Source organism: Streptomyces sp. NPDC001156 (assembly GCF_053598275.1).
The window spans coordinates 23739-46404 of the sequence record NZ_JBSFJX010000063.1 but is presented as its reverse complement, the minus strand read 5'-3'; the positions used below and the strand labels follow the sequence as shown (position 1 = coordinate 46404).

Annotated in this window: 20 protein-coding genes; 11 read left to right on the top strand and 9 right to left on the bottom strand. The window is 71.4% G+C overall.

The features are described from left to right. Positions 1–292: 292 nt before the first annotated feature. Positions 293–556, bottom strand: coding sequence for a GlsB/YeaQ/YmgE family stress response membrane protein (locus ACWDA7_RS26555; protein ID WP_450606886.1), 264 nt, complete (start codon positions 554–556; stop codon positions 293–295). Between the two features lie 287 nt (positions 557–843). On the opposite strand from ACWDA7_RS26555, the gene ACWDA7_RS26550 reads away from it, so the two are divergent. Beyond that, positions 844–2298, top strand: coding sequence for a hydrolase (locus tag ACWDA7_RS26550; protein WP_450606884.1), 1455 nt, complete (start codon positions 844–846; stop codon positions 2296–2298). 174 nt (positions 2299–2472) lie between these two features. On the opposite strand, the gene ACWDA7_RS26545 is transcribed toward ACWDA7_RS26550, so the two are convergent. After that, positions 2473–3654 carry an ROK family protein gene (locus ACWDA7_RS26545; protein ID WP_450606882.1) on the bottom strand — a complete coding sequence of 394 codons (1182 nt, stop codon included), beginning with the start codon at positions 3652–3654 and terminating at the stop codon, positions 2473–2475. Between the two features lie 199 nt (positions 3655–3853). Here ACWDA7_RS26545 and ACWDA7_RS26540 point away from each other — a divergent pair, with 199 nt between their 5' ends. Further along, positions 3854–5302 (top strand): APC family permease, encoded by a 1449-nt coding sequence (locus ACWDA7_RS26540; protein WP_450606881.1) that lies wholly within the window; start codon positions 3854–3856, stop codon positions 5300–5302. Between the two features lie 238 nt (positions 5303–5540). On the opposite strand, the gene ACWDA7_RS26535 is transcribed toward ACWDA7_RS26540, so the two are convergent. Continuing rightward, complete coding sequence (locus tag ACWDA7_RS26535) at positions 5541–6797, bottom strand: aminoglycoside phosphotransferase family protein (protein ID WP_450606879.1); 1257 nt, start codon at positions 6795–6797, stop codon at positions 5541–5543. Between the two features lie 87 nt (positions 6798–6884). On the opposite strand from ACWDA7_RS26535, the gene ACWDA7_RS26530 reads away from it, so the two are divergent. Then, on the top strand, positions 6885–7652 hold the full coding sequence (locus tag ACWDA7_RS26530) for an ArsR/SmtB family transcription factor (protein ID WP_450606888.1): 768 nt from the start codon (positions 6885–6887) through the stop codon (positions 7650–7652). A 109-nt stretch (positions 7653–7761) separates the two neighbouring features. Here the strand turns inward: ACWDA7_RS26530 and ACWDA7_RS26525 are convergent, their stop codons facing one another. From ACWDA7_RS26525 to ACWDA7_RS26515, 3 genes are all read right to left on the bottom strand, one after another. Then, positions 7762–8202 carry an SPW repeat protein gene (locus ACWDA7_RS26525; RefSeq protein WP_450606877.1) on the bottom strand — a complete coding sequence of 147 codons (441 nt, stop codon included), beginning with the start codon at positions 8200–8202 and terminating at the stop codon, positions 7762–7764. Positions 8203–8291: 89 nt separating this feature from the next. Continuing rightward, entirely contained in the window at positions 8292–9269 is a 978-nt protein-coding gene (locus ACWDA7_RS26520) for a YihY/virulence factor BrkB family protein (protein ID WP_450606875.1), read from the bottom strand. A gap of 220 nt (positions 9270–9489) precedes the next feature. Continuing rightward, entirely contained in the window at positions 9490–10167 is a 678-nt protein-coding gene (locus ACWDA7_RS26515) for a sigma-70 family RNA polymerase sigma factor (protein WP_450606873.1), read from the bottom strand. A 183-nt stretch (positions 10168–10350) separates the two neighbouring features. Here ACWDA7_RS26515 and ACWDA7_RS26510 point away from each other — a divergent pair, with 183 nt between their 5' ends. Then, on the top strand, positions 10351–11373 hold the full coding sequence (locus ACWDA7_RS26510; RefSeq protein ID WP_450606871.1) for a MerR family transcriptional regulator: 1023 nt from the start codon (positions 10351–10353) through the stop codon (positions 11371–11373). 208 nt (positions 11374–11581) lie between these two features. Here the strand turns inward: ACWDA7_RS26510 and ACWDA7_RS26505 are convergent, their stop codons facing one another. Beyond that, a complete protein-coding gene (locus ACWDA7_RS26505; RefSeq protein ID WP_450606869.1) occupies positions 11582–12958 on the bottom strand; it encodes a cryptochrome/photolyase family protein in 1377 nt (458 codons plus the stop codon). Positions 12959–13031: 73 nt separating this feature from the next. Then, entirely contained in the window at positions 13032–14561 is a 1530-nt protein-coding gene (locus tag ACWDA7_RS26500; RefSeq protein ID WP_450606867.1) for an SDR family oxidoreductase, read from the bottom strand. A gap of 272 nt (positions 14562–14833) precedes the next feature. Here ACWDA7_RS26500 and ACWDA7_RS26495 point away from each other — a divergent pair, with 272 nt between their 5' ends. The 4 genes from ACWDA7_RS26495 (at position 14834) to ACWDA7_RS26480 (ending at position 17667) form a co-directional block, all read left to right on the top strand. Continuing rightward, positions 14834–15001: a hypothetical protein gene (locus ACWDA7_RS26495; RefSeq protein WP_359401553.1), complete on the top strand. Its 168-nt coding sequence runs from the start codon at positions 14834–14836 to the stop codon at positions 14999–15001. Positions 15002–15364: 363 nt separating this feature from the next. Further along, a complete protein-coding gene (locus tag ACWDA7_RS26490) occupies positions 15365–15448 on the top strand; it encodes a putative leader peptide (RefSeq protein WP_359401602.1) in 84 nt (27 codons plus the stop codon). A 340-nt stretch (positions 15449–15788) separates the two neighbouring features. Continuing rightward, positions 15789–16343, top strand: coding sequence for an NADPH-dependent FMN reductase (gene ssuE, locus ACWDA7_RS26485; protein WP_450606865.1), 555 nt, complete (start codon positions 15789–15791; stop codon positions 16341–16343). A gap of 181 nt (positions 16344–16524) precedes the next feature. Further along, positions 16525–17667 carry an LLM class flavin-dependent oxidoreductase gene (locus ACWDA7_RS26480; RefSeq protein WP_450606864.1) on the top strand — a complete coding sequence of 381 codons (1143 nt, stop codon included), beginning with the start codon at positions 16525–16527 and terminating at the stop codon, positions 17665–17667. A 251-nt stretch (positions 17668–17918) separates the two neighbouring features. On the opposite strand, the gene ACWDA7_RS26475 is transcribed toward ACWDA7_RS26480, so the two are convergent. Beyond that, positions 17919–18959: an acyl-CoA dehydrogenase family protein gene (locus tag ACWDA7_RS26475; RefSeq protein ID WP_450606862.1), complete on the bottom strand. Its 1041-nt coding sequence runs from the start codon at positions 18957–18959 to the stop codon at positions 17919–17921. Between the two features lie 99 nt (positions 18960–19058). Here ACWDA7_RS26475 and ACWDA7_RS26470 point away from each other — a divergent pair, with 99 nt between their 5' ends. From ACWDA7_RS26470 to ACWDA7_RS26460, 3 genes are all read left to right on the top strand, one after another. Then, a complete protein-coding gene (locus tag ACWDA7_RS26470; RefSeq protein ID WP_432935763.1) occupies positions 19059–19415 on the top strand; it encodes a YciI family protein in 357 nt (118 codons plus the stop codon). Further along, positions 19415–20620 (top strand): RNA polymerase sigma factor, encoded by a 1206-nt coding sequence (locus tag ACWDA7_RS26465; RefSeq protein WP_450606859.1) that lies wholly within the window; start codon positions 19415–19417, stop codon positions 20618–20620. Before ACWDA7_RS26470 ends, ACWDA7_RS26465 begins: the two co-directional genes overlap by 1 nt. Before the next feature lie 426 nt (positions 20621–21046). Next, entirely contained in the window at positions 21047–22411 is a 1365-nt protein-coding gene (locus ACWDA7_RS26460; protein WP_450606858.1) for an RICIN domain-containing protein, read from the top strand. The last annotated feature ends 255 nt before the right edge of the window (positions 22412–22666 follow it).

The window sequence follows — 22666 nt, the reverse complement described above, 5'->3', positions numbered from 1 at the left end:
CCTGGGGGCGAAACCCCGTTTCCTGCCCTGCTCCGCAGGGGTCCGATTCCTCCCCGGCCTGAAGGCCGGGGCGTCCTCGGAGGCATTTGGTGAACGGCGCGTTGGCGTCCGCCGGGACCGTGCGCCGTGGTGCGCCCCCGCCCGGTCCGCAGTCGCGGTGCCCAGAGCCGCGATGCCCGGCGGGAGTCCGTGGCGGGAGTCCGTGGCGGGGGTGCGGGGCTCCGAGGCCGGTAGCAACCAGCCGCCACGGCTTACCCACGGCACCGGGATCCGGTACGAGCGCGCAGCGTGGTCAGCGGTGCGCCTGTGCCCGGTCGAGAGCCGCGACGCCCAGCGCCGCCAGGCCTATCTGAATGAGCCACTCGATCCAGTCGACGCCCTTGGTGTCGGCCACTCCCATGGCGGCGGCTATCCCAGATCCTATGAAGGCCGCCACGATGCCGACGAGGATGGTCCACAGGATGCCGATGCGCTGCCGTCCGGGCACGACGAGCCGTCCGAGGATACCGATGATGAGCCCGATGACGAGTGCACCGATGATGCTCGAAATCTCCATCTTCGCCCCTTGGTGTGAAGGCCTCTGCAGTACTTCGTCTGCCCGGGACGCGCGGCAACAGTCCGTTCCGTTTCAACCTCCGGTCAACGCCGGGTCAATCCTCGGCCTGCCGTAGGGGCGCTCCGCTGTTCCGCCCTCGTTCTGCCATGTACCGTTCAACAGTCCGTCGCGCGGGCGGCGTAGAAAGAGAGATCTACGCGCGCAGACAGCGATGACGCGGTTCTCCGCGCGAAGACGGACGGCACCCGCACGCTCCTTCCCCGACTCCCCACACGGAGGTCCGCCGGATGCTCGGACTCACCAAGTCACGTCACAGACTCACCACGGCGCTCGCCGTGTTCGGGCTGCTCGCCACGGGCGCCGCCGTCCAGGCGGCCACCGGTGCCACGCCCGCCCACGCGGCCACCCCCCACCGCGTCCTGTTCGACAACGCGCACGCGGAGACCGCCGGCAACGCCGACTGGATCATCTCCACCAGCCAGCCCGACCCCCTCGGCCAGGACTCCACGCCGTCCGCCGAGACGGACTGGACCGGTGCTCTCTCCTCCTGGGGCGTCGCCCTGCAGAAGACGGGCAACTACAGCCTCAAGACGCTGCCTTCGGGCTCCAGCCTGAGCTACGGGGGCTCGTCCGCCACCGATCTGTCGAAGTTCGACACGCTGGTCCTGCCGGAGCCGAACACGCTGTTCACGACGGCCGAGAAGACGGCCATCATGAACTTCGTCAAGAACGGCGGCGGCCTGTTCATGATCTCCGATCACACCGGAGCCGACCGCAACAACGACGGCAACGACGCGCTCAAGATCCTGAACGACCTGATGACCAACAACAGCGTCGACTCCACGGACCCGTTCGGCTTCTCGATCGACTCGCTGAACATCACCTCCGACTACCCGGCCGCCATCAGCTCCGCCACCGATCCCGTCCTGCACGGCTCGTTCGGCACGGTGACCAAGAGCCTCATCGCCAACGGCACCACCGCCACCCTCAAGCCGTCGGACAACTCCTCCGTCAAGGGCCTGGTCTACCGCAGCGGTTACTCAGGCAACACCGGAGCCTTCTTCCTGACCAGCACCTTCGGCAGCGGCCGCGTCGCGTTCTGGGGCGACAGCTCGCCCATCGACGACGGCACCGGGCAGTCCGGCAACACGCTGTACGACGGCTGGAACGACTCCGGCGCCACCAACGCGGCCCTCGCCCTCAACGCCACCGAATGGCTCTCCGGCGCGAGCGGCAGCAGCGGGGGCGGTGGGGGCGGTGGTTCCACCTGCACCGCCGCTCAGCTCCTCGGCAACAACGGCTTCGAGTCCGGCGCCTCCACTTGGAGCGCCAGCAGCGGCGTCATCACCAACGACACCGGTGAGTCGCCCCGTACGGGGTCGTACTACGCCTGGCTGAACGGCTACGGCTCCGCGCACACCGACACCCTGTCCCAGTCGGTCGCCATCCCCTCCGGCTGCACCTCCGCCACCCTGAGCTTCTACCTCCACATCGACACGGCGGAGACCACCACCAGCACCGCGTACGACACGCTCAAGGTCCAGGTCCTGAACAGTTCCGGGACCGTGCTGGGCACCCTTGCGACGTACTCCAACCTCAACGCCGCGAGCGGCTACACCCAGCGCAGCTTCAACCTGGCGAGCTACGCCGGGCAGACCATCACGCTCAAGTTCACCGGCACGGAGGGTTCCACCCTTCAGACGTCGTTCGTCGTCGACGACACGGCGCTCAATGTGAGCTGACGCCTCGACGGGTGGGCCCGGTGAACGGGCCCACCCCTTGCGGGTGATGCCGAGGAGGGGGGCCGTTCCGTTGGTGGCGCCCCGCAGGGTGAAAGTAAGCAAACTTTACTAGCCGCGAACAAGCTGGAGCGCGGCCGCAGTTGCGTCAAACGCCGTGGCTTCCGGTCGGACCGTTCAAGAGGCCGAGCGGCGTTCGAAGACCACGTCCCGCGCCGTCCCGAGCGCCGTCGCGAGCGCGCCCAGCAGCACCGCGTCCTCGCCCAGCCGGCTCGGTGCGATCTTCGGGCGCAGTGGAGTGAGTGCGCGCAGCGTCTCCCGTACGGGGCGCAGCAGCAGGTCGACGCTGTGGCCCAGCCCGCCGCCGAGCACCACGAGGTCGGGGTCGAGCACGGCCGCCGCGGCCGCCACCGTGTGCGCGATCCGCTCGCCCTCCAACCGCACCGCACTGATCGCGGCGGGATGCTCCTTCCGGGCCGCCTCGAACACGTCCTTCGCCGTGAGCTGGCCCGTCATGCCGAACGCCCGCGCCGACTCGACAACGGCCACACCCGACACCGCGTCCTCCAGCGTCTCCGGCTTCTGCCGCCCCGGCCACGGCAGGAAACCGATCTCCCCGGCCCCGCCGTGTGCGCCTGTGAACAGCCGTCCCTCGCTGACCACGCCCATGCCGAGCCCGGTGCCGATCAGGATGTACGCGAACAGCCGGCTGCCCGCGCCGACGCCGTACGTGTACTCGCCGAGCGCGGCCAGATTGGCGTCGTTGTGCACCTCCAGCGGGATGCCCAGCTCCTCGCGCATCCGGTCGAACAGCCCGGCCCGGCCCCAGCCGGGCAGGTGCATCGCGTAGCGCACCCGGCGCCGCTCCTCGTCGTACACGCCGGGAGTGCCCACCACCGCGTGCGCCACCTCGCCACGCCCGGCCCCCGAGCCCGCGACCACCTGCCGGGCGGTGTCGACGACCAGTTCGGCCATGGCTCCCGAAGTGCGGGCCCGATTGCGCACATCGGACCGGGCGACCACCTCGCCGTCGAGGTTGGCCACCGCAACTCGCAGCCAGCCGCGTCCGATGTCGATGCCGAGCGCGTACCCCGCGGCCGGGTCCGGGGCGTACAGGACCGCCATCCGACCGCGCTCGGGCGTGTGCGTGCCCACCTCGCGGACCAGGCCGGCGTCCGCCAGGGCCGCGAGCGCGCTGGAGACCGTCGGCTTCGACAGGCCCGTCTCCCGGGCGAGTTGGGCTCGCGAGGCGCTGCCCGCCGCGCGCAGCCGGTCCAGGAGCAGCCGCTCGTTGGTGCTGCGCAGCCGCTGGCGGCTCCAGGTCTGTTCCGGCTGATCTGCGGGTTGTCGCGCGGGCATCGCACCATTCTCACGTATTCCTGACGCGCTCTTGACGCGTCTAGTAAGGCTCCTTAACTTTATCGCCCAGTCAGCCTCGCCGGGCGAGCCAAGGGGAGCCCAGCGCCGGCCGGATACCCGCCGCCCTTGATCCGTCTGCCGCCGCTCGACGCCGGCACACAGTCCGTACATCTCCCCGCGTCCCGCTTCAGGAGGTCCCGTGTCCGCCAATCCGCCGCCCAACGGCGGTTTCGTCCGCCGAGTCGGCCTGTTCCAGGCCACCGCCATCAACATGAGCCAGATGTGCGGCATCGGGCCGTTCGTCACCATCCCGCTGATGGTCGCCGCGTTCGGCGGCCCCCAGGCGGTCATCGGCTTCATCGCGGGCGCGCTGCTGGCGCTCGCCGACGGGCTCGTCTGGGCCGAACTGGGCGCGGCCATGCCCGGTTCCGGCGGCAGTTACGTCTATCTGCGCCAGGCGTTCCAGTACCGCTCGGGACGTCTGATGCCGTTCCTGTTCGTATGGACGGCGATGCTCTTCATCCCCCTGATCATGTCCACCGGTGTGGTGGGCTTCGTCCAGTACCTCGGTTACCTGGCCCCGGACCTCAACAAGACCGCCGGTGACCTGATCGGGCTCGGCGTCATCGTCCTGGTGATCCTTCTGCTGTGGCGGGGCATCGAGAACATCGCCCGCATCACGGCGGTGATGTGGGCCGTGATGATCGCCTCGGTGCTGCTGGTGATCGTCGCGGCGGCCTCGGACTTCAGCCCGCACCTGGCCTTCACCTACCCGGCGCACGCCTTCGACCTGGCGAGCAACCACTTCTGGATCGGCTTCGCGGCGGGTCTGACCATCGGCATCTACGACTACCTGGGCTACAACACCACCGCGTACATGGGCGCCGAGATCAAGGACCCGGGCCGTACCCTCCCGCGGTCGATCGTCTTCTCGATCCTCGGCATCATGGCGATCTACCTGCTCCTGCAGATCGGCACGCTCGGTGTCATCGACTGGCACCGTATGACCGACCCGAACGACATCGCGTCCACGTCGGTGGCATCGGCGGTGCTGGAGAAGACTTGGGGCAAGGGCGCGGCGGACACCGTTACCGTCCTGATCCTCATCACCGCTTTCGCCTCGGTGTTCACTGGGCTGCTCGGCGGCTCCCGGGTTCCCTACGACGCCGCCCGCGAACGCGTCTTCTTCCGCCCGTACGGCAAGCTGCACCCGAAGCACCGTTTCCCGACGCTGGGCCTGGCCACCATGGGTGTGATCACGGCCATCGGCTTCCTGATCGGCCGTCACACCGACCTGGCGACCCTGATCCAGCTGCTCACCACGGTGATGGTGCTGGTCCAGGCGCTGGCACAGATCGTGGGCCTGACGGTCCTGCGCAAGCGGCAGCCGACGCTGCGGCGGCCGTACCGGATGTGGCTGTACCCCGTGCCGAGCATCGTGGCCCTCGTGGGCTGGCTGGTCATCTACGGCTACGCGGACAAGAACTCCCCGGGCCGCCACCCGATCGAGTGGTCGCTGGCCTGGTTGGCGCTCGGCTGCGTGGCGTTCGTGATCTGGGCCCGTCTGGAGAAGGTCTGGCCGTTCGGCCCGAAGGAGATCGCGGAGGAGTACCTCGACGCTCCGGCGCCGGAACCGGCCGGAGCCTGAGCGCAGAGCCGTGACAGAGGGGCGGGCGCCCGCGGCGCCCGTCGGTGGCCGGCCCGCCGGGGGTGTGGGGCCGGCCACCCGCACGACGCATGCCGGTTCTCACGACCGTTCGCCCGTATCGGGCATGGGCCCGCCTGGCGGCCCCTCAGCACGCCCTGGCGATCGGGTGCCGCGGCGGCGCAGGAGACGCCGGTGCGGGCCCGGAGGCGTCGTCACGGCGCGCTTCGACCGGAGTGGGCTAGCGGAACTCCCCGGACGTCCCGGCCCCGGGCTGCCCGAGGCGAAGGTCCGTGAGGGACGGGCTCGGGTGTGTCGCGCGCCGCGCCGCGCTGCGGAGCGCCGAAGCCGGGTCCCCCTCGTGGTACGGCCGCTCCGACATCTCGATGCCGTCGAGGAACTCCTGGTAGCGCACGGCGTACATGAGCTGGGCGAGCGGCTCGGCGAGCCGCAGGGCCCGGACCGGGTCGCTTCCGGGGGCGTGGGCCTTCCAGGCCTCGGCCCAGGCGCGGGCCGCCGTGGCCCGGGCGGGCTCGGGGAGGAAGTCATGGGCGCGCAGGCCGTCCACCACCGGGTTGCCCCAGTGGGCGTCCGCGAAGTCCAGGACGACCGGACGGCGGCCGTCACTGCGCCAGTTGCCCGGGTGGAAATCGCCGTGCACCACCGTGTCGGGCAGCCCGCACTCGGCGAGATGCCGCCAGCCGCCCGCCAACCCCCTTACCGTCGCCAGCTCCTGAGAGGTCAGCTCGGCCGCGGCCGGGCCGTCGAGCAAGGCCTCCACCCGGTCCGGGAGCACCGCGGTACTCCAGTCCCGCAGACCGGCGGGCCGGTTCGACGCGAGGGATGCCTGTGCCGCGACGAACCGCTCCATCACCGCCGCCGCCGTCGCGGATGAAGCGCCATAGCAGTCCTCGCCGGGTATGTGCTCCATGAGGATCCGCTGCTCGCCCCCGCCGAGCACGATCGGCACCAGTCCGGGATCCACACGGGCGAACGCGCGCATGGTGGCCGCCTCGTCCGCCGCGAAGTGCGGGGTCGCCTTGAGCCAGACCGGTCCGCTCGCGGTGGGCAACCGGAACAGGCCGGCCAGGTTCCAGGTCCGCCGCTGTTCGACACGTCCGGTGACGGGACGGCCCGCCGCCTCCAGGGTGCGGCCTGCCCAGTCGATGAGTTCCCGCAGGCCCTCGGCGCGGGCCCACGGGGCGCGGAGCGCGTCGTCCCGCGTCAGCGGACCCCCGTCGAGGGGACGGGATTCCAGCAGTCCGGGGGCCGGACGTCGCGACGCCTCGACGTGGTACGTCGCGTGACCGTCCCGCCCTCCCTCACCTCCGTCCACCGTCAGCAGCCGCAGCACGAGCACCTGCACACCCAGCATCCCCTCGAGGCGGCCGATGACCGGCTCGACCTCCTGCCACCACGGCACCTCCACGGGAAAGGGTCCGACGACGCCCAGGACGTCCTCACCCGCGGTCACCCACGCACTGACGGTTCGGCTCACCGGGCCAGTGTGCGGGCGGGCGCTCTCCTTGACAGGCAAGTATTTGCCTGCATAACGTTGAGTGTGCGAGCAGAGAGCGACTCCGTGATGGATCAGGTCTTCAAGGCGCTGGCCGACGCCACGCGCCGGCGGCTGCTGGACCGGCTGCACGAGCGCGGCGGGCAGACGCTCGGCGAGCTGTGCGCACACATCGACATGACGCGTCAGTCCGTCACCCAGCACCTGGCCGTGCTGGAGGCAGCCAACCTGGTCAGCACCGTGCGGCGTGGACGGGAGAAGTTGCACTACCTCAATCCGGTGCCGCTGCACGAGATCCAGGAGCGCTGGATCGACAAGTTCGAGCGCCCGCGTCTGCGCGCGCTGAGCACCCTGAAGCGAAAAGCCGAGGAAGCCATGGCCGACAAGCCCACGTTCGTGTACGTGATCTATATCGAGAGCACACCCGAGGCCGTCTGGGACGCGCTCACCGACCCCGGCCTCACCGCCGCGTACTGGGGTCACAGCAATGTCTCCGACTGGAAGCCCGGCTCCCGCTGGGAGCACGTCCGCACGGACGGATCGGGCATCGCCGACGTGGTCGGAGAGGTGATCGAGAGCGAACGGCCCACCCGCCTCGTCACCACCTGGAGCGCGCCTGAGGACGAAGGGCGCAAGGACACATGCTCCAAGGTCACCTTCGACGTCCAGCCGCACGCCGACATCGTCAAACTGACCGTCACCCATGAAGACCTGGCGGACGAGACGGCGCGCGCGGACGCCGCCGGAGGCTGGGCGGCCGTGCTGTCCAACCTGAAGTCGCTGCTCGAGACGGGCAGTCCGCTGCCGCAGGAACCGTGGCTCGTGCCGAACCGCTGACGCACGCGTGGCGGGGCTTGTCCGGGTACAGCGCGGCCGGTCCGCAGCGGACCGGCCACCGGTCTCCTTCCGTGCTCGCCGTACCTGGCGACCGGGGGCGTCGCGGAGGCTATGCGGGCGGGTTGCTCCTCACCGCCGCCCCCGCGCAGAGCGTGCCGAGGACCACGCCGAGGGCGCCGATGACGATGCTGTTGACCACGACTCCAGTGTCCGGGGCGGCGCCGACGATCCACGGCGAGATGATCATCCATGCGCCCATCGCGCACATGGCCCAGCTCAGGCCGTACATCCTCTCCGGCACGATGGTGAATCCGAGGGCCAGCAGCCCGAACGCGATGCCCATGATGAGGTTGTGCGTAGCGATCGCCGGCTGGCTCTTCGTGTAGTGGAGTATCCACGGGGACGCGGCGCAGTACAGACCGAGGAGGAACACCGGCCCGTCCACGAGCGCCACATCGCGAGAACCGAGCATGCGGGCATAGCGGGCCCGCATCTCATGGACATCAGGATGGGCGCTGATGTCACCTCTGCTGTGCGAGACGTCAGCCATGACTCGTCTCCTTCGGCTCCGCAGCCTGACCGCTTCTGGTGCGATGCGCGGTAAGCGCCACATAAAGGCATTCTGCGCTTATTTTTTCCTTATGTGTAGCGCCCCGGAGTGTTCCCGGCCCGGGACGACGCCCCACGGGCCAGTTCGGCGGTGAACTGGGCGCCCGCCAGCAGGGACAGATGGGACATCCACAGCCACACGAGGAACACCACCACCCCCGCGAGGGACCCGTAGAGCCTGCTGTAGGTGCCGAGTCCGGCGGCGTACGCGGTGAAGCAGAAGGATGCGGCCAGCCACAGCGCCGCGGCGAGCACTCCGCCCGGCAGCGCATGGCGCAACGCGCGCGCCTCGGGGGGTCCGGTCCGGAAGAGGACGAGCACCAGGAGCGCCACCACGGCCACCAGTGCGGGCCAGCGCATCAGCGCCCACACGGCCGTCCCCGCCTCGCCCAGCCCCGCCCACCGGCCCAGGTCCCGCACCATGGGGCCGCCGAGAACCAGCAGCAGCGCACTGCAGAACAACAGCGCCAGCAGTGTGACGGCGGTGAGCAGGATGCGGTGCGCCTTGCGCAGGGCGGGCCGGGTGTCGGCGACGCCGTGCCGGTCGTGCAGGGCCCGGCGGAAGACCGCCAGATAGCTGGAGGCCGACCACAGTGCGCTCGCCCCGCCGCCCACGGCCACCGTGACCGCGGCCGACCGCTCCCCGGCGAGCCGGAGCAGCGTGCTGTGCAGGGCTGAGCCCGCCTCGGCCGGCGCCCATGTCGTGACGCGGGCGGTCAGCGCGTCGTTGAGGTGCGGGCTGATCGCGCCGATCAGTGAGAGCGTCATGAGGAGTGTGGGCAGCAGGGCGAGGATCGCGTAGTACGTCAGGGCCGCGGCCCAGTCCGACACATCGTCCCGCCACATCGCCACCGGGGTGCGCCGCAACGCCTCCCACAGCACCGGCCCCGAGCGGCGGAGCCGGGCTGCCGCGCGTGCGGCACCCGGCCGCACGCCCGCTCCGGAGTGGGCGCCGACCCGCCGTAGCCATGATCGCCTCCGGTGAGACAGCGACGCGTGTCCGTCCACGGCCGTCCTTCCGTCCGTGCCGCGTCGCGCGCGGCCGTCCGCGCCGCCGTCCGGTCGTCGCGTGGTCCCGAGCGGCGGACCCGTCTCTCACCGCCTTCCCGCAGTCGCGGACGAAAGGCCACTGCATCACCCGGGCGCAGGAAAGGGGCGACCCCGCCGAACGCGAAGTGCATTGTTCTCGCATCGAATATCTCATCGGAGAGCCGATCGCGATGCCCTGTCAGATGCCGTCCTGCTGTTGCAGACAGCGGCGCAACTGGTGCAGCCCGCGCCGGGCGTGGCTCTTGACCGTGCCGAGGGGCCAGCCGGTCCGTGCGGCGATCTGCGTCTGGGTCAGGTCCTCGTAGAAGGCCAGACGCAGTACCCGCTGCTGGGCCGCGGGAAGCCGGGACAGCGCCCGCCCCACCACCACGCGGTCGAGGACGGACTCCGGCTGCGCAGCGGATTGGTCGGCCGGGTTCAGGCGCGACCCCGCCGAGGCGACCAGGTCGCTGCGGCGCGCTCGGGCCGACAGCGCGTCGGCGATCTTGCGCCGGGCGATGCCCACGATCCAGCCCGGCAGCGCGCCGCGATCGGGCCGGTAGCCGCCCCGCCCGCGCCACACGCCGAGAAAGACCAGCTGGGTGACGTCCTCGGCCTCCTTCGCGTCCCCGAGCGAACGCCACGCCAATGTGTGCACCAAGGCCGACCAGCGCAGATAGGTCTCGGTCAGACAGGCCTCGTCACCCGCCACCAGGCCCTCGGCCAACTCCTCGTCCGCCAGCGAACCGGGGACCCGATCCCGCCAGGACCCCTCCGTGCGCACCGCCGGGGGAGCGGTGTGCCCATGAGGACGGACAAGGACGCCCGCGCCCCCCTGAACACCGCAGTCGTCGCCGGAGTGCTGGTGAACGGGCATGACGACGGCTCCTCGCGTCGGGCGGCGACCGTCCCGCTCGCCCGCGGGGCGGCCGGATCGCGGTGTGCGGTCCGGAGTGGGCCTGTCACCGGGACGGGCCGACCCGTCCCGGTGTGTCGCCATCGTCCGCGGTGGACGGGATTGCCCACAACTTGCATCGATTCTGCGTCGTATAGTCGTGCGGTGGACAAGCCCGGAGCCGTCCCGAGCGGCGGTGAGCGACCTCGACCGGCCCACGAGCGGTCGGATCCTGGACTGACGACGGGCGCGCTCGCCCGCCGCCTGGGCGTGTCGCCCACCACGCTGCGGTCCTGGGACCGCAGATACGGGCTCGGGCCCGCGGTCCGGCCCGACGGACGGCACCGCCGCTGGACTCCCCAGGACGTGGCGTTGCTGGAGACCATGTGCCGGCTCACCTCCGTCGGCGTCCCGCCCGCCGAGGCGGCGCGGATCGCGAAGGAAGGAGCGGGCTCCGCACCGCCTGCCGCGCCGGTACCGCCACCCGAGCCGGAAACCCGGTCGCGGGCGGCGGGCACCCTGCCCCTCGGGGACGTGCGTCAGGAGTGCCGAGGCCTCGCCCGGGCCGCGGTACGGCTGGACGCGGCGGCCGTCGAGGAGCAACTCGCCTCGGCCGTCGAGCAACACGGCCTCACCGTCGCCTGGGAGGAGGTCATGGTGCCGACCCTGCACGCCGTCGGACGCAAGTGGGCGTCCTCCGTGGACCGTTACGTCGAGGTCGAGCACCTGTTGTCGTGGCACGTCTCCACCACGCTCAGGCGCTGCACCCGGTCGGCCGCGGCGGCCGACGCCGCCGGCGCGGGGCCGGTGCTGCTGGCCTGCGTTCCCGGTGAGGAACACACCCTCGCGCTGGAGGCGCTCAACGCGGGGCTGAGCGAACTGCGCCTGGCCACCCGCATGTTCGGTGGCGCGGTGCCGGCCGAGGCGCTCACCGCGGCGGTACGGCGACTCGGCCCCGCGGTCGTGGTGCTGTGGGCGCAGGCGCGATCGACGGCGAGCGTGCCGCTGGCCCGGCATGTGGCCGCCACGGAGTGGGGTGTGCGCGGGGCGCGCCGGCAGCCGGTGGTCATGCTGGGCGGACCCGGCTGGGCGGGACGCGCGACGCACGGGCTGCTCCGGCCGGCCGGTCTGCGCGACGCGCTGGCCACACTGGCCGCCGGGTACGGGACCGAGCCGGCCGTGAGCTGAGCGGGGCCGGTGAGCCCGCCCGCGTCGTCTCCGGGCCGTCGCCGTGACGTCAGGGCGTGCGTCACCGCGCGGCTTTTCCGCGTGGGGCGGCTGGTCCAGCACGCCGTGCACGGATCGCACGCCGGCTGAGTGCGTCCGCTCGGGTCCGCCGGCGCCCAGACGCGAACCGGGGTCCGAGCCGGTGCGGCCGTAGAGGCGAGACGGCTCCTCAGTCCCGTCCGCGCGCCTGCCGGAAGCGGGCGAGACCTTCGGAGAGGTCCACGATCGGATCCGGGTACGCGTCGTACTCGGCGCGCTCCGTGCCGCGCAGCTTCCACGGCTCGTGCACCGCGGGCGCCGCAAGCCCCGCGAGTTCCGGTACCCAGCGGCGTACGTACGCGCCGTCGGAGTCGTGACGCTTGCCCTGCGCGACGGGGTTGAGTACTCGGTTCGGTCTGGTGTCGGTGCCGGTTCCGGCCATCCACTGCCAGTTCAGCTGGTTGTTGGCGAGGTCGCCGTCGACCAGCAGCCGGAGGAAGTGCTCGGCGCCCACCCGCCAGTCCACGTACAGGGTCTTCGCAAGGAAGCTGGCGGTGAGCAGCCGGGCGCGGTTGTGCATCCAGCCCTCGTGCCGCAGTTGGCGCATCGCCGCGTCGACCACCGGATAGCCCGTACGCCCCTCGCGCCACGCCTCGATGTCCTCCCGTGCCGTGCGCTCGGAGCGCCAGCGGTCGTGCTGGGTGCGGTAGTCGGTGGTGGCGGCGTCGGGCCGGACCGCAAGGACCTGACGGTGGAAGTCCCGCCACGCGAGCTGCCGTACGAAGGCATCGGCACCCGGGCCGCCCGCCCGGCGTGCCCGGTGGACGACCTCCACGGGGGAGAGGGTGCCGAAGTGCAGATGGGGCGAGAGGCGGGAGGTGTCGTCGCCCGCCAGGTCGTCATGGCGGTCCGCGTAGTCGGCGACACCGGCGCGCAACCAGGCCGCGAGCCGCTTCCTGCCCTCGGTCTCGCCGCCGGACGCGAGCCCTTCCGAGAGGTCCGGGAGTCCTCGGCGCGTGGGGAGTTCCCCGGACGCGACGGTGTCCGGCACCCGCACGGTGCGCGGTGCGCCGAGAGAGTCGCGCAGCCGCTGCGCCGACCACTGACGGAAGTACGGTGTGAAGACGGCGAAGTGGTCGGAGGAGGCCGGGGTCACCCCTCCGGGCGGAACGGCCGTCGTCACGGTCTCGTGCACATGCAGTCGGCGTCCCTCGCCCTCCAGTGCCCGGCGCAGCCGCGTCTCGCGCCGGTGCGCATAGGCGCTGACATCGGCCGCCATGTGCACCTCGTCGGCGTCCGCCTCGGCCGCCACCCGGCACACCTCCTCCACGACGTCCCCGGATCGGACGACGAGACGGCCGCCCCGCGCGCGCAGACCGGCGTCGAGGTCCCCCAGGCAGTCGGCGAGGAACGCCAGCCGGTTCGGGGCGGTGAATCCCGCCGCATCGACGGCCGCGTCGCGGACGAACAGAGGCACCACCTGGCGGGGGCCCTCGAGTGCGGCGCACAGCGGCGGGTGGTCGTGCAGACGCAGGTCTGCGGTGAACAGGACGACCGATACGTTCATGGGACGGACTCCGGGACGCCGGGTGGGTGGGCCGTGAGCTGCTTCGCGCCGGGCAGGCCGGGCGGATGCGCGGTCAGCGGGCAGGTGGGTGTTCCGCCTCCCTGGTGAGCGGGGCCCTCGCCGCGGCCTTGGCGATGTTGCGGGCCATGCCACCGAACACGACGGCATGGAAGGGGGAGACTCCCCACCAGTAGGCGTGACCGAGTAGCCCGTGCGGATGGAACAGCGCGCGCTGGCGGTAGCGGGTGCGCCCGCAGTCGTCCCGGCCGGTGCACATCTCCAGCCAGGCGAGTCCCGGCAGCCGCATCTCGGCGCGCAGGCGCAGCAGCCGCCCCGGTTCGATCTCCTCGACCCGCCAGAAGTCCAGCGAGTCGCCCACCCGCAGTCGCTGGGCGTCGCGTCGTCCACGGCGCAGGCCGACCCCGCCGGCCAGCCGGTCGAGCCATCCACGCGCCGCCCACGCGAGGGGAAACGAGTACCACCCGTTGTCGCCGCCGATGCCCTCGATGACGCGCCACAGCGCCTCGGGCGAGGCGTCGACCCCCAGCTCACGCCGGTCCGTGTAAAGGCTGCCGCCCGCCCACTGGGGGTCGGTGGGCAGCGGATCGCTGGGGGCCCCCGGCAGCGAGGCGGACGACCAGCGGGTGGTGACCTGGGCGTCCCGAACCCGCTGCAGGGCGAGACCGACCGCTTCGTCGAACCCGATCGGGTGGCCGAGGGGTTCGGGCACGTACCGCGTGATGTCGTTCTCGCGGCAGACGACCTCGTGGCGCAGCGACTCGGTGAGCGGCCGGGCGATGGACGCGGGCACGGGGGTCACCAGACCGACCCAGAGACTGGACAGGCGAGGGGTCAGGACCGGGACGGGGACGATGACCCGAGGCGGAAGGCCCGCGACCGCCGCGTACCTGACCATCATCTCCCGGTACGTCAGTACCTCGGGACCGCCGATGTCGAAGGAGCGGTTGACGTCGTCCGGCATACGCGCGCTGCCGACGAGGATGCGCAGCACGTCCCGCACCGCGATGGGCTGGATGCGGGTGTGCACCCAGCTCGGGGTGACCATCACGGGCAGGCGCTCGGTCAGATAGCGCAGCATCTCGAACGAGGCCGATCCGGACCCGAGGATGACGGCGGCCCGGAGCACGGTCGTCGGCACACCCGAGTCCAGCAGGATGCGGCCGACCTCCGTGCGCGAGCGCAGATGCGGGGACAGCTCCCGGTCCGGCACACCCGCCGGGGTGAGGCCGCCGAGATAGACGATGCGCCGTACGCCGGCGGCGCGGGCCTGCTGTCCGAAGGTCCGTGCGGCCTCGCGGTCGGTCTCCTCGAAGCCGCGGCCGCTGCCCAGGGCGTGCACCAGGTAGTACGCGATGTCGATGCCGCGCATGGCGTCGGCGACCGAGTCGGCCCGGGTGACGTCCCCGGTCGCCGTCTCCACCTCGCCCGCCCATGGATGGTCCCGCAGCTTCTCCGGGGAGCGGGCCAGACAGCGCACCCGGTGGCCCGCGGCGAGCAGCTCGGGGACGAGCCGGCCGCCGATGTACCCCGTGGCGCCCGTGACCAGGCAGCGCAGGCCCGGTGTGGTGTCGTCGCCGTTCATCAGCTCTCGTTCCTCCGTGTCATTGTCTCCCCAGTGATCACTTCCACTTCTGGGCCCTCTTCGGATGCGCCGACGGGGGCTTCCGTGGTCACCTGGCCGTGGGTCGGTGGTTTCGTGACGGGGCGCGCGGGACGGTTCCGGCGCCGCTCGGGACGTGGGCGAGCCCGGCCGATCTCGACTGGACCCGGCATGTCCGCGTCGAGTCGGGGCAGGCGGGTTCCAGGAGAAGTGTCGGTTCGAGTCGACAGTCGACGACGGAGGTGTCTGCCGCTATGGGCGCGAAGGTGTTGGAGCGGTTTTCTGCGGGAGCTCCGCGCGGGGCGTGGCCGGCGGAGGAGTACGCGGCCAAGCGCCGTGCCGAGGGTGAGCCGGCGAAGGTCGTCATGGACCTGAAGTCGGACGCGTTCCTCGTGGTGATTCCGGCAGGCGAGGACGACTGACCGGGCGGACGTACGGGACGGGGCGCCGCTGTGCCCGTCGGCGGTTCGCGGCGGGTGCGCGCCACGCCCGGCTCCCGCGCCGTCCACACCAACATCTCGTGAGGGTCCTTCGTGACCCCCGGATCACGCTCAACGCGGGCTGTGGCAGGCGCAGTTCCCTGGCCGCGCGGCACAACGCGCCGAGCCCGGTGACCGCGGCGACGAATTCCGGTTGTTCCATCCGCGCCGCCGCACAATGCGGGCCCGCGCAGGGGGAGTTCTAGGGTTTCCCTGTCACACCTTCGTGAAGTTCACGGGTCCGCGATACGAGACCGGCCGGGTTTTTCTTGACTGCTCGCGCGGGCGGCTGCCACGATCGACGGCATGAAGAAGCGACTGGACCTCACGCGGCGACGCCACGTCGACCTCGCGCGCGTCTCCAGCGCGTCCTGTCGCACCGCGGCCTGATCCCCCTCCGGTCCGCCGCTTTCCACCTCACACGTCCGCCGGTCGCTCCCGGACGTGTTCCCGTGGCGCCTCTGTCATAGGGCAGTTGATGTGCCCATTCCACTCCCCAATTCAGTGACCCGGCTCCAATGCAATGGGGACACGCCTCAATTCGGCCTCGACTTTCTGCATTTCCATTAGGAGATCGAGGACTTCGGCAAGCGGGTGTCGGCCCTCGCCGGGGATCCGGAGTTCCGGCTTCCGGGGATGGGGTCCGAGCCCGAGTCGCTCCCCGTGCCCGCCCGACCGCTCGTCCCACGGGGCCTTTGGTGAAGGCCCGCTCCGTCCCGAAAGAGGACTCATGGCCATCGTTCTGTCCGTCTCCGGCAGTCCCTCCGCCTCCTCTCGCACCGCCCGTCTGCTGCGCCATCTGGACCAGCGGCTGATCGCCCAGGGCCACCAGGTGATCCCGCTCGACGTGCGCACCCTGCCGGCGGAGGCCCTCCTCGGCGCGGACTTCCGCCACCCGGCGATCGTCGAGGCGACCGAGCTGTTCGCACGTGCCGACGGCATCGTCGTCGGCACCCCCGTCTACAAGGCGTCCTACTCCGGGGTCCTCAAGGCGCTGCTCGACCTCCTCCCGCAGTACGCGCTCGCTGGAAAGACCGTGCTGCCGCTGGCCACCGGCGGCACGACCGCGCACGTCCTGGCCATCGACTACGCGCTGCGTCCCGTTCTCAACTCCATGGGCGCGGGCCACATAGTGCAGGGCTGGTTCACCCTCGACAAGGACCTCACGGTGCACGAGGACGGCTCGCTCACCGTGGCGGCGGCCGCCACCGAGGCACTGACCCAGGTCGTCGACCAGTTCTCGGCGGTCCTCGACCGCACCCCGCTCCTCGCGGCGGTCGGCTGAGCCCCACGACTGCCCGGACCGCCCATGTGACTCTCTCAACCTGCACACCACCGGCGCGACGCCCGCACCCACACACTCCACGCTCCCCGCCGCGAGTTCCAGCCCGACCTCCGGTACGTGCTGAACGGACGAAGCCGCGCCCCGGCCCGCTCTGACGGACGTTCCAGATCGGAGACCTGACGTGTCCCTCACCTTCCACTGGTTCCTTCCCACCAACGGCGACAGCCGCGATGTCGTCGGTGGCGGTCACGGCACTCCGGTGACGGCCTCCGGACGGGACCGGCCGCCCACGGTCGGCTATCTGAGCCAGATCGCCCGCGCCGCCGAGGATCTCGGCTTCGTCGGCGCCCTCACCCCGACCGGCGCCTGGTGCGAGGACGCGTGGCTGACCACCGCGATGGTCAGCCAGCACACGGAACGCCTGAAGTTCCTCGTCGCCTTCCGGCCCGGGTCCGTCTCGCCCACCCTCGCCGCGCAGATGGCCTCCACCTACCAGCGGCAGACCGGCGGACGGCTGCTGCTGAACGTCGTCACGGGCGGCGAGAGCCATGAGCAGCGGGCGTACGGCGACTTCCTGGACAAGGACGCCCGTTACCGCCGTACCGGCGAATTCCTCGGCATCGTCAGGGAGTTGTGGGACGCCAAGACCGTCGACCTGGACGGCGAGCACCTGCGCGTCGAGGACGCGAAGCTGGCCCGGGTGCCCGACCCGGTCCCCGAGGTGTACTTCGGCGGTTCCTCGCCGGTCGCGGGAGAGATAGCGGCCCGGCACGCCGACGTGTACCTCACCTGGGGCGAGCCGCCCGGGCAGGTCGCCGAGAAGATCGCCTGGATCACGGCGCTCGCCACCCGGCAGGGTCGCACCCTGCGCTTCGGCATCCGGCTGCACGTCATCACCCGCGACACCTCCGAACAGGCCTGGGCCGAGGCGAACCGGCTCCTCGACGGCTTCGATCCCGAGACCGTCGAGTCGGTGCAGGCCGGCCTGGCCCGCAGCGAGTCCGAGGGCCAGCAGCGCATGCTCGCACTGCACGGCGACGGCCGGAACGGACTGGAGATCCACCCCAACCTGTGGGCCGGGATCGGCCTTGTGCGCGGCGGGGCGGGCACGGCGCTGGTCGGCAGCCACAAGGAGGTCGCGACACGGATCAAGGAGTACGCGGCCATCGGCATCGAGGAGTTCGTACTGTCCGGGTATCCGCACCTGGAGGAGGCGTACTGGTTCGGGGAGGGCGTGCTGCCTCTGCTGGCCGCACAGGGGCTTTGGCGGCATCCGCTCGACAAGCCGGACGCCTCCTCCTCCCAGGTGACGTTCGCGAGCTAGGGGCGGACGCCTTCGGGGCTGCTTGGTGTCGGCGGCCGGCGTCCGCGGCCCGGCGGAGGCCGGAACGGGTCGGCGGCCGGTTCGGGACAGTGGCCGGAAGGGGATGGCGGCCGGTTCGGGGTTTGCGGTTGGTGCGGGGCGGCGGTCGGTTCCGGACAGCGGACGGTGCGGGGCGGCAGCCAGCCCCTGCCGAGGCAGCGCCGCCACGCCCTGTTTCGCGCGTTCGCCGGGGCCGGCCGACGGTAGGGCGCTTAACGGGCGTTACCGGCCAGGACGCCGAGATGGGCCCGGCGGGACTCCGCCGTCTGTCCCTGTACCAGGAGGAACATCCCCTCGCGGGCCAATCGCTGGGCCTTGCTCGTGAGGGTCAGCGCACGGCCGCCGCCGGCCACCACCGCCGCGGTGGTGGCCTCCTGCATCACCTCGAACGCCTGGATCCTGAGGGCCAGCCGCTCCTCGTCGTACTCATCCGGGGCGGAGCGGTCGGCCAGCGTGTAGGCGCGGCGCCGCACCTCGTCGAGGCGGGCCCGCAGAGGTCCGGAGGTGTCCTCGTCCAGCAGGCCAAGCGCCGCCTCGGCGACGCCGAACGCCGCGGGCGAGGCGTTCATGGTCCTCGCGCGATCGGCGGCGAGCCACTGCTCGTGCGGTATCCGCAGGACCGTCGCCTCGTCCGGCAGCCACAGCCCGTCCAGCTCGAGCGACACCGTGCGCGCCGCGGTGAGCGCGGCGAGCCGCATCGGCCCCGAGGCGCGCAGTCCCGGCTGTTCGCGCGCCTCGGTGAACGCGAAGAGCGCCTCGCCGGTGTCGGTCCAGCCGGCGAGCAGCATCACATCGTTCAGACCCCAGCCCGTGTACCAGGGCACGGTCCCGTCGAACCGCCAGCCGTTCCGCTGCCGCACGACCCGTACCGGTGTCCGCGGGTAGGAGCGCAGATGGGCGTACGCCACCCCGGACATCAGCTCACCGCGCGCCAGCGGTCCCAACAGCCTTTCCCGTACGGCCCCTTCGCTCTTCGTCAAAGTCGTCACCGGAGTGTGGTGCTGTGTCTGCACGAACCATGTGGAACAGCAGGCCCCGGCCAGGATCTCCGCCACCCGGCGGGCCACCGGGGTGGGAGCGTCCGCGCCGCCGTACTCCTTGGGGGCGTTCAGCCCGAGCAGCCCCGAACGCTTGATCTCCTCGACATGGCTCGGGGGCACGCCCTCCTGGTCGACGCGCTCTGCGTTCGGCGCCAGCAGTTCCGCGGCGAGCTGCCGGGCGCGGGCGATGAGCGGGTGTGCCGTGGTGGTCATGAAGAAGATTCTCCCGATGTCGTCGGGTGAGGTGTCGATCCGGGGACGCGTCGTTCGTGTAGGAGGTGAGAGAACACCCCGGGCGCCAAGGAGGACGCCATGAAGTACTACCTGCTCAGCGTGATCCAGCCGAGCGAGGGCGAGCCGCCCTCGGCCGAGGCGCTCGCGCAGATCATGCACAACGTCGAGACCTTCCACGAGGAGCTGCGAGAGGCCGGGGCCTGGGTCTTCGCCGGCGGACTGCACGGCCCGGAGACGGCCACCGTCCTGCGTCCGAAGGGCGGCGACGTACTGATCACCGACGGGCCCTACGCCGAGGGCAAGGAGTACCTCGGCGGCCTCTGCCTGATCAAGGCCCCCGATCTGGACGCGGCCCTGGAGTGGGGCCGCAGGGCGACCCGGGCCACCACCCTCCCCATCGAAGTGCGCCCGTTCATGCATCCGGCCGAGGACTGATGCCCGGCGCCAGTGACGTCGAGTCGGTCTTCCGGGCCGAGTACGGTCGCGCGGTCTCCGTCCTCGTCCGCTTCCTCGGCGACATCGACGCCGCCGAGGAAGCGGTGCAGGACGCCTTCGCCACGGCCCTTCAGAGGTGGCCCGAGTCCGGCGTGCCGCCCAGCCCGGCGGGCTGGATCATCACCACCGCTCGCAACCGCGCCGTCGACCGGCTGCGCCGCGAGTCCTCCCGGGAGGCCCGCCACGCCGAGGCAGCCCGGCTGTACGCCCCCGACGCACCGGCCGAGGAGGGACCCGTGCGAGACGACCGGCTCCGGCTGATCTTCACCTGCTGCCACCCCGCGCTGGCTCCCCAGGCGCGGGTGGCGCTCACGCTCCGGCTGCTCGGTGGACTCTCCACGGCACAGATCGCCCGCGCCTTCCTGGTGCCGGAGCCCACACTGGCCCAGCGGCTGGTCCGCGCCAAGGCCAAGATCCGCGACGCGGGCATTCCGTACCGGGTGCCCCGGGACGCCGACCTGCCCGACCGGCTCGGCGGCGTGCTGGCCGTGGTGTACCTGATCTTCAACGAGGGCTACACCGGCTCCCACGACCTGTGCGCCGAAGCCGTACGTCTCGGCCGGCTCCTGTACGACCTCATGCCCGACGAACCCGAGGTCACCGGCCTGCTCGCGCTCATGCTGCTCATCGAGGCGCGCCGGCCCGCCCGGACGGGGGACGGCGATGAACTGGTGCCGCTGCACGAGCAGGACCGCTCCCGTTGGGACCGCGCCCTGATCGACGAGGGGCAGGGACTCGTCCGCCGCTGCCTGCGCCGTGGCCGTCCGGGTCCGTACCAGATCCAGGCGGCGATCAACGCCGTACACAGCGACGCGCCGACGGCCGGCGCCACCGACTGGGGTCAGATCCTGCGGCTGTACGACCAGTTGACGGCGCTCACCCCGAGCCCGGTCGTCGCCCTGAACCGTGCGGTCGCCGTGGCCGAGGTCCGGGGCGCGGGGGAGGCCCTCGAACTCGTCGACGCGCTGGACCTCGCCGGCTACTACGTGTTCCATGCGGTCCGCGCCGATCTGCTGCGTCGCCTGGGCCGCGACGCCGAGGCGGTGCAGGCCTACGAGGCGGCCGCTGCGCGTACGGACAGCCCGGCGGAGCGGGCCTTCCTGGAGCAGCGGCGACGGGAGTCGGCGGAGGGCAGCGGGGGCTGACGGCACGGGGGCGAGTGGTGGGGCCTTCCGACCTCTGTTGTTCCGGTCATCTCGGTCTGGTTCGGCGTGGGGGTCGGCCACGTCCAGGTCCGATTGGCCGTTCGTCTGCCGCGGCCAGGTCCGGCGCGGAGGTCGGCCGCGTGCCGTGCCCACGACCGGGGCCAACTCAGCGACGTTTCGGGCTGGTTGACCGATTGACACTCTTGACTGGTAAAGACCAGGACGGTTGAGTGTGCCTCCACAACCCCCCACCGGGCCGCCCCCACCGGCGCGTGCGTGTCAGGTCCTGCTTCGCGTGTCCTTGCCCGGGGGCGGCCGTGCGCGACCTCGTCGGAGTTTCACCGAGCGGCAACCTTGCCTGCCGACTCCCGACCACCGCTCTTGATGTCATGCACCTGCCTATCGCCGACCACGAAGGGCCACCTCATGCGAACCCCCCACGCCCTGCTCGCCGTGACCACCGCGCTCGTCGCCGCGGTCGTGGCTCCGCCCTCCCACGCCGCCGCCGCGATTCCCTCCGGTGGCGCCTACTACGTCCAGAGCGCCGTCACCGGACTCAACGCGGCCGACAATGGGGGAGCCGTCGAGCAGCACAACCCCAAGGGCAACGAGGACCGCCAGCAGTGGAACCTGAGAACGAGCGGCTCCTCCTACCTGCTGGAAAGCGCCGACACCGCGGGCAGCTGCCTGGGCCGGTCGGGCGACCAGGCGCGCACCGTCTCGTGCACGAGCGCGGACGCCGCTTGGGACATCACGGCCAGCGGCAGCGACCAGTACGCACTCAAAGTCCCGGGATCAGATCGCTACCTGACCGTGGCTGCCCAGGCCGCCGGCGCCAACTACCCCGCCCAGTTGGCGATCGGCTCCTCGGGGGGTCTCGCCGCCTGGTACCTCACCCCGGCCACCTCACCGACCAGTCCCATGCCGCCCGCGGATCAGCGCACCCTGGACCAGGTCACGTTCCTCACCGCGCACAACGCCTACGCCAACGGGGTCGACGGCGGCTTCGCCCCGCCCTTCGTGAACCTGGTGCCCAACCAGACGCGCGGCATCAACCAGCAACTCGCCGACGGCGTACGCGGTTTCATGCTCGACATCCACCAGACCCCCGACGGCGCGATCCTGTGCCACAACACCTGCACCCTGGTCAGCAGCCCGGTCGCGCTCTGGGTGGACGTCCAGCGGATCGTCGACTTCCTCAAGGCGCATCCGGATCAGTTCATCACCGTCTTCCTCGAGGACTACGTCGACCCGGGCGTCCTGCGCAGTGAACTGGCCCGTGTGAACGGGCTGTCGGACGTTCTCTACTGGCCCGACCAGACCGGGGTGCGACAGAACGGCTGGCCGAAGATGGCCGACCTCATCGCCGCGAACCACAGGCTGCTGATCTTCACCGACCACAGCCGCTCCTCGGACGAGTCCGCCGGCCTCACCCGTGACAGCTTCGGCGTCATGTACCAGAAGGACTGGACGGTGGAGAACTACTGGTCCATGGGCTCGGGTATCGGCTCCTCCGACTGGTCCTGCTACAGCCGCTGGTACGACGCCAACACCAACATCCCGCTGACCCGCACGGAGCCGGGCTTCCGCCCGCTGTTCGTCATGAACCACTTCCGGGACGCGGCGATCGCCTCCACGGCGCAGACCGACAACACCAAACTCGCCGACCGTGCCCAGCGGTTCTGCCAGCCGGCCGCCCGCAAGAAGCCCAACTTCCTTGCCGTCGACCGCTACGACCTGGGCAACCCGGCCGCCGCCGTGAACACGCTGAATACGTACACGTATCCGTAGGCCCTCGGCCTCTGTGGTGTGCTCTGGCGAGCGGAGTACGCCAGCGGGTCGGTCTCCGCAGTGGCCGCGAAGGGGCCGTACCCGTTGAGTCGTGTCCCAGCGACGATCGCGCGGCGCGCTGACATGCCACAAGCGGAAGCGTGCTGCCAGCTGTACCAGAACGGCGCGCCCGGGCGGCCTTGTGAGCCGCCGGGGCATCAGTCGGGAGTTCCTTGCGCCGCAGTGCGGGTTGGGAAGGTCGCCGCTGGAACCGAA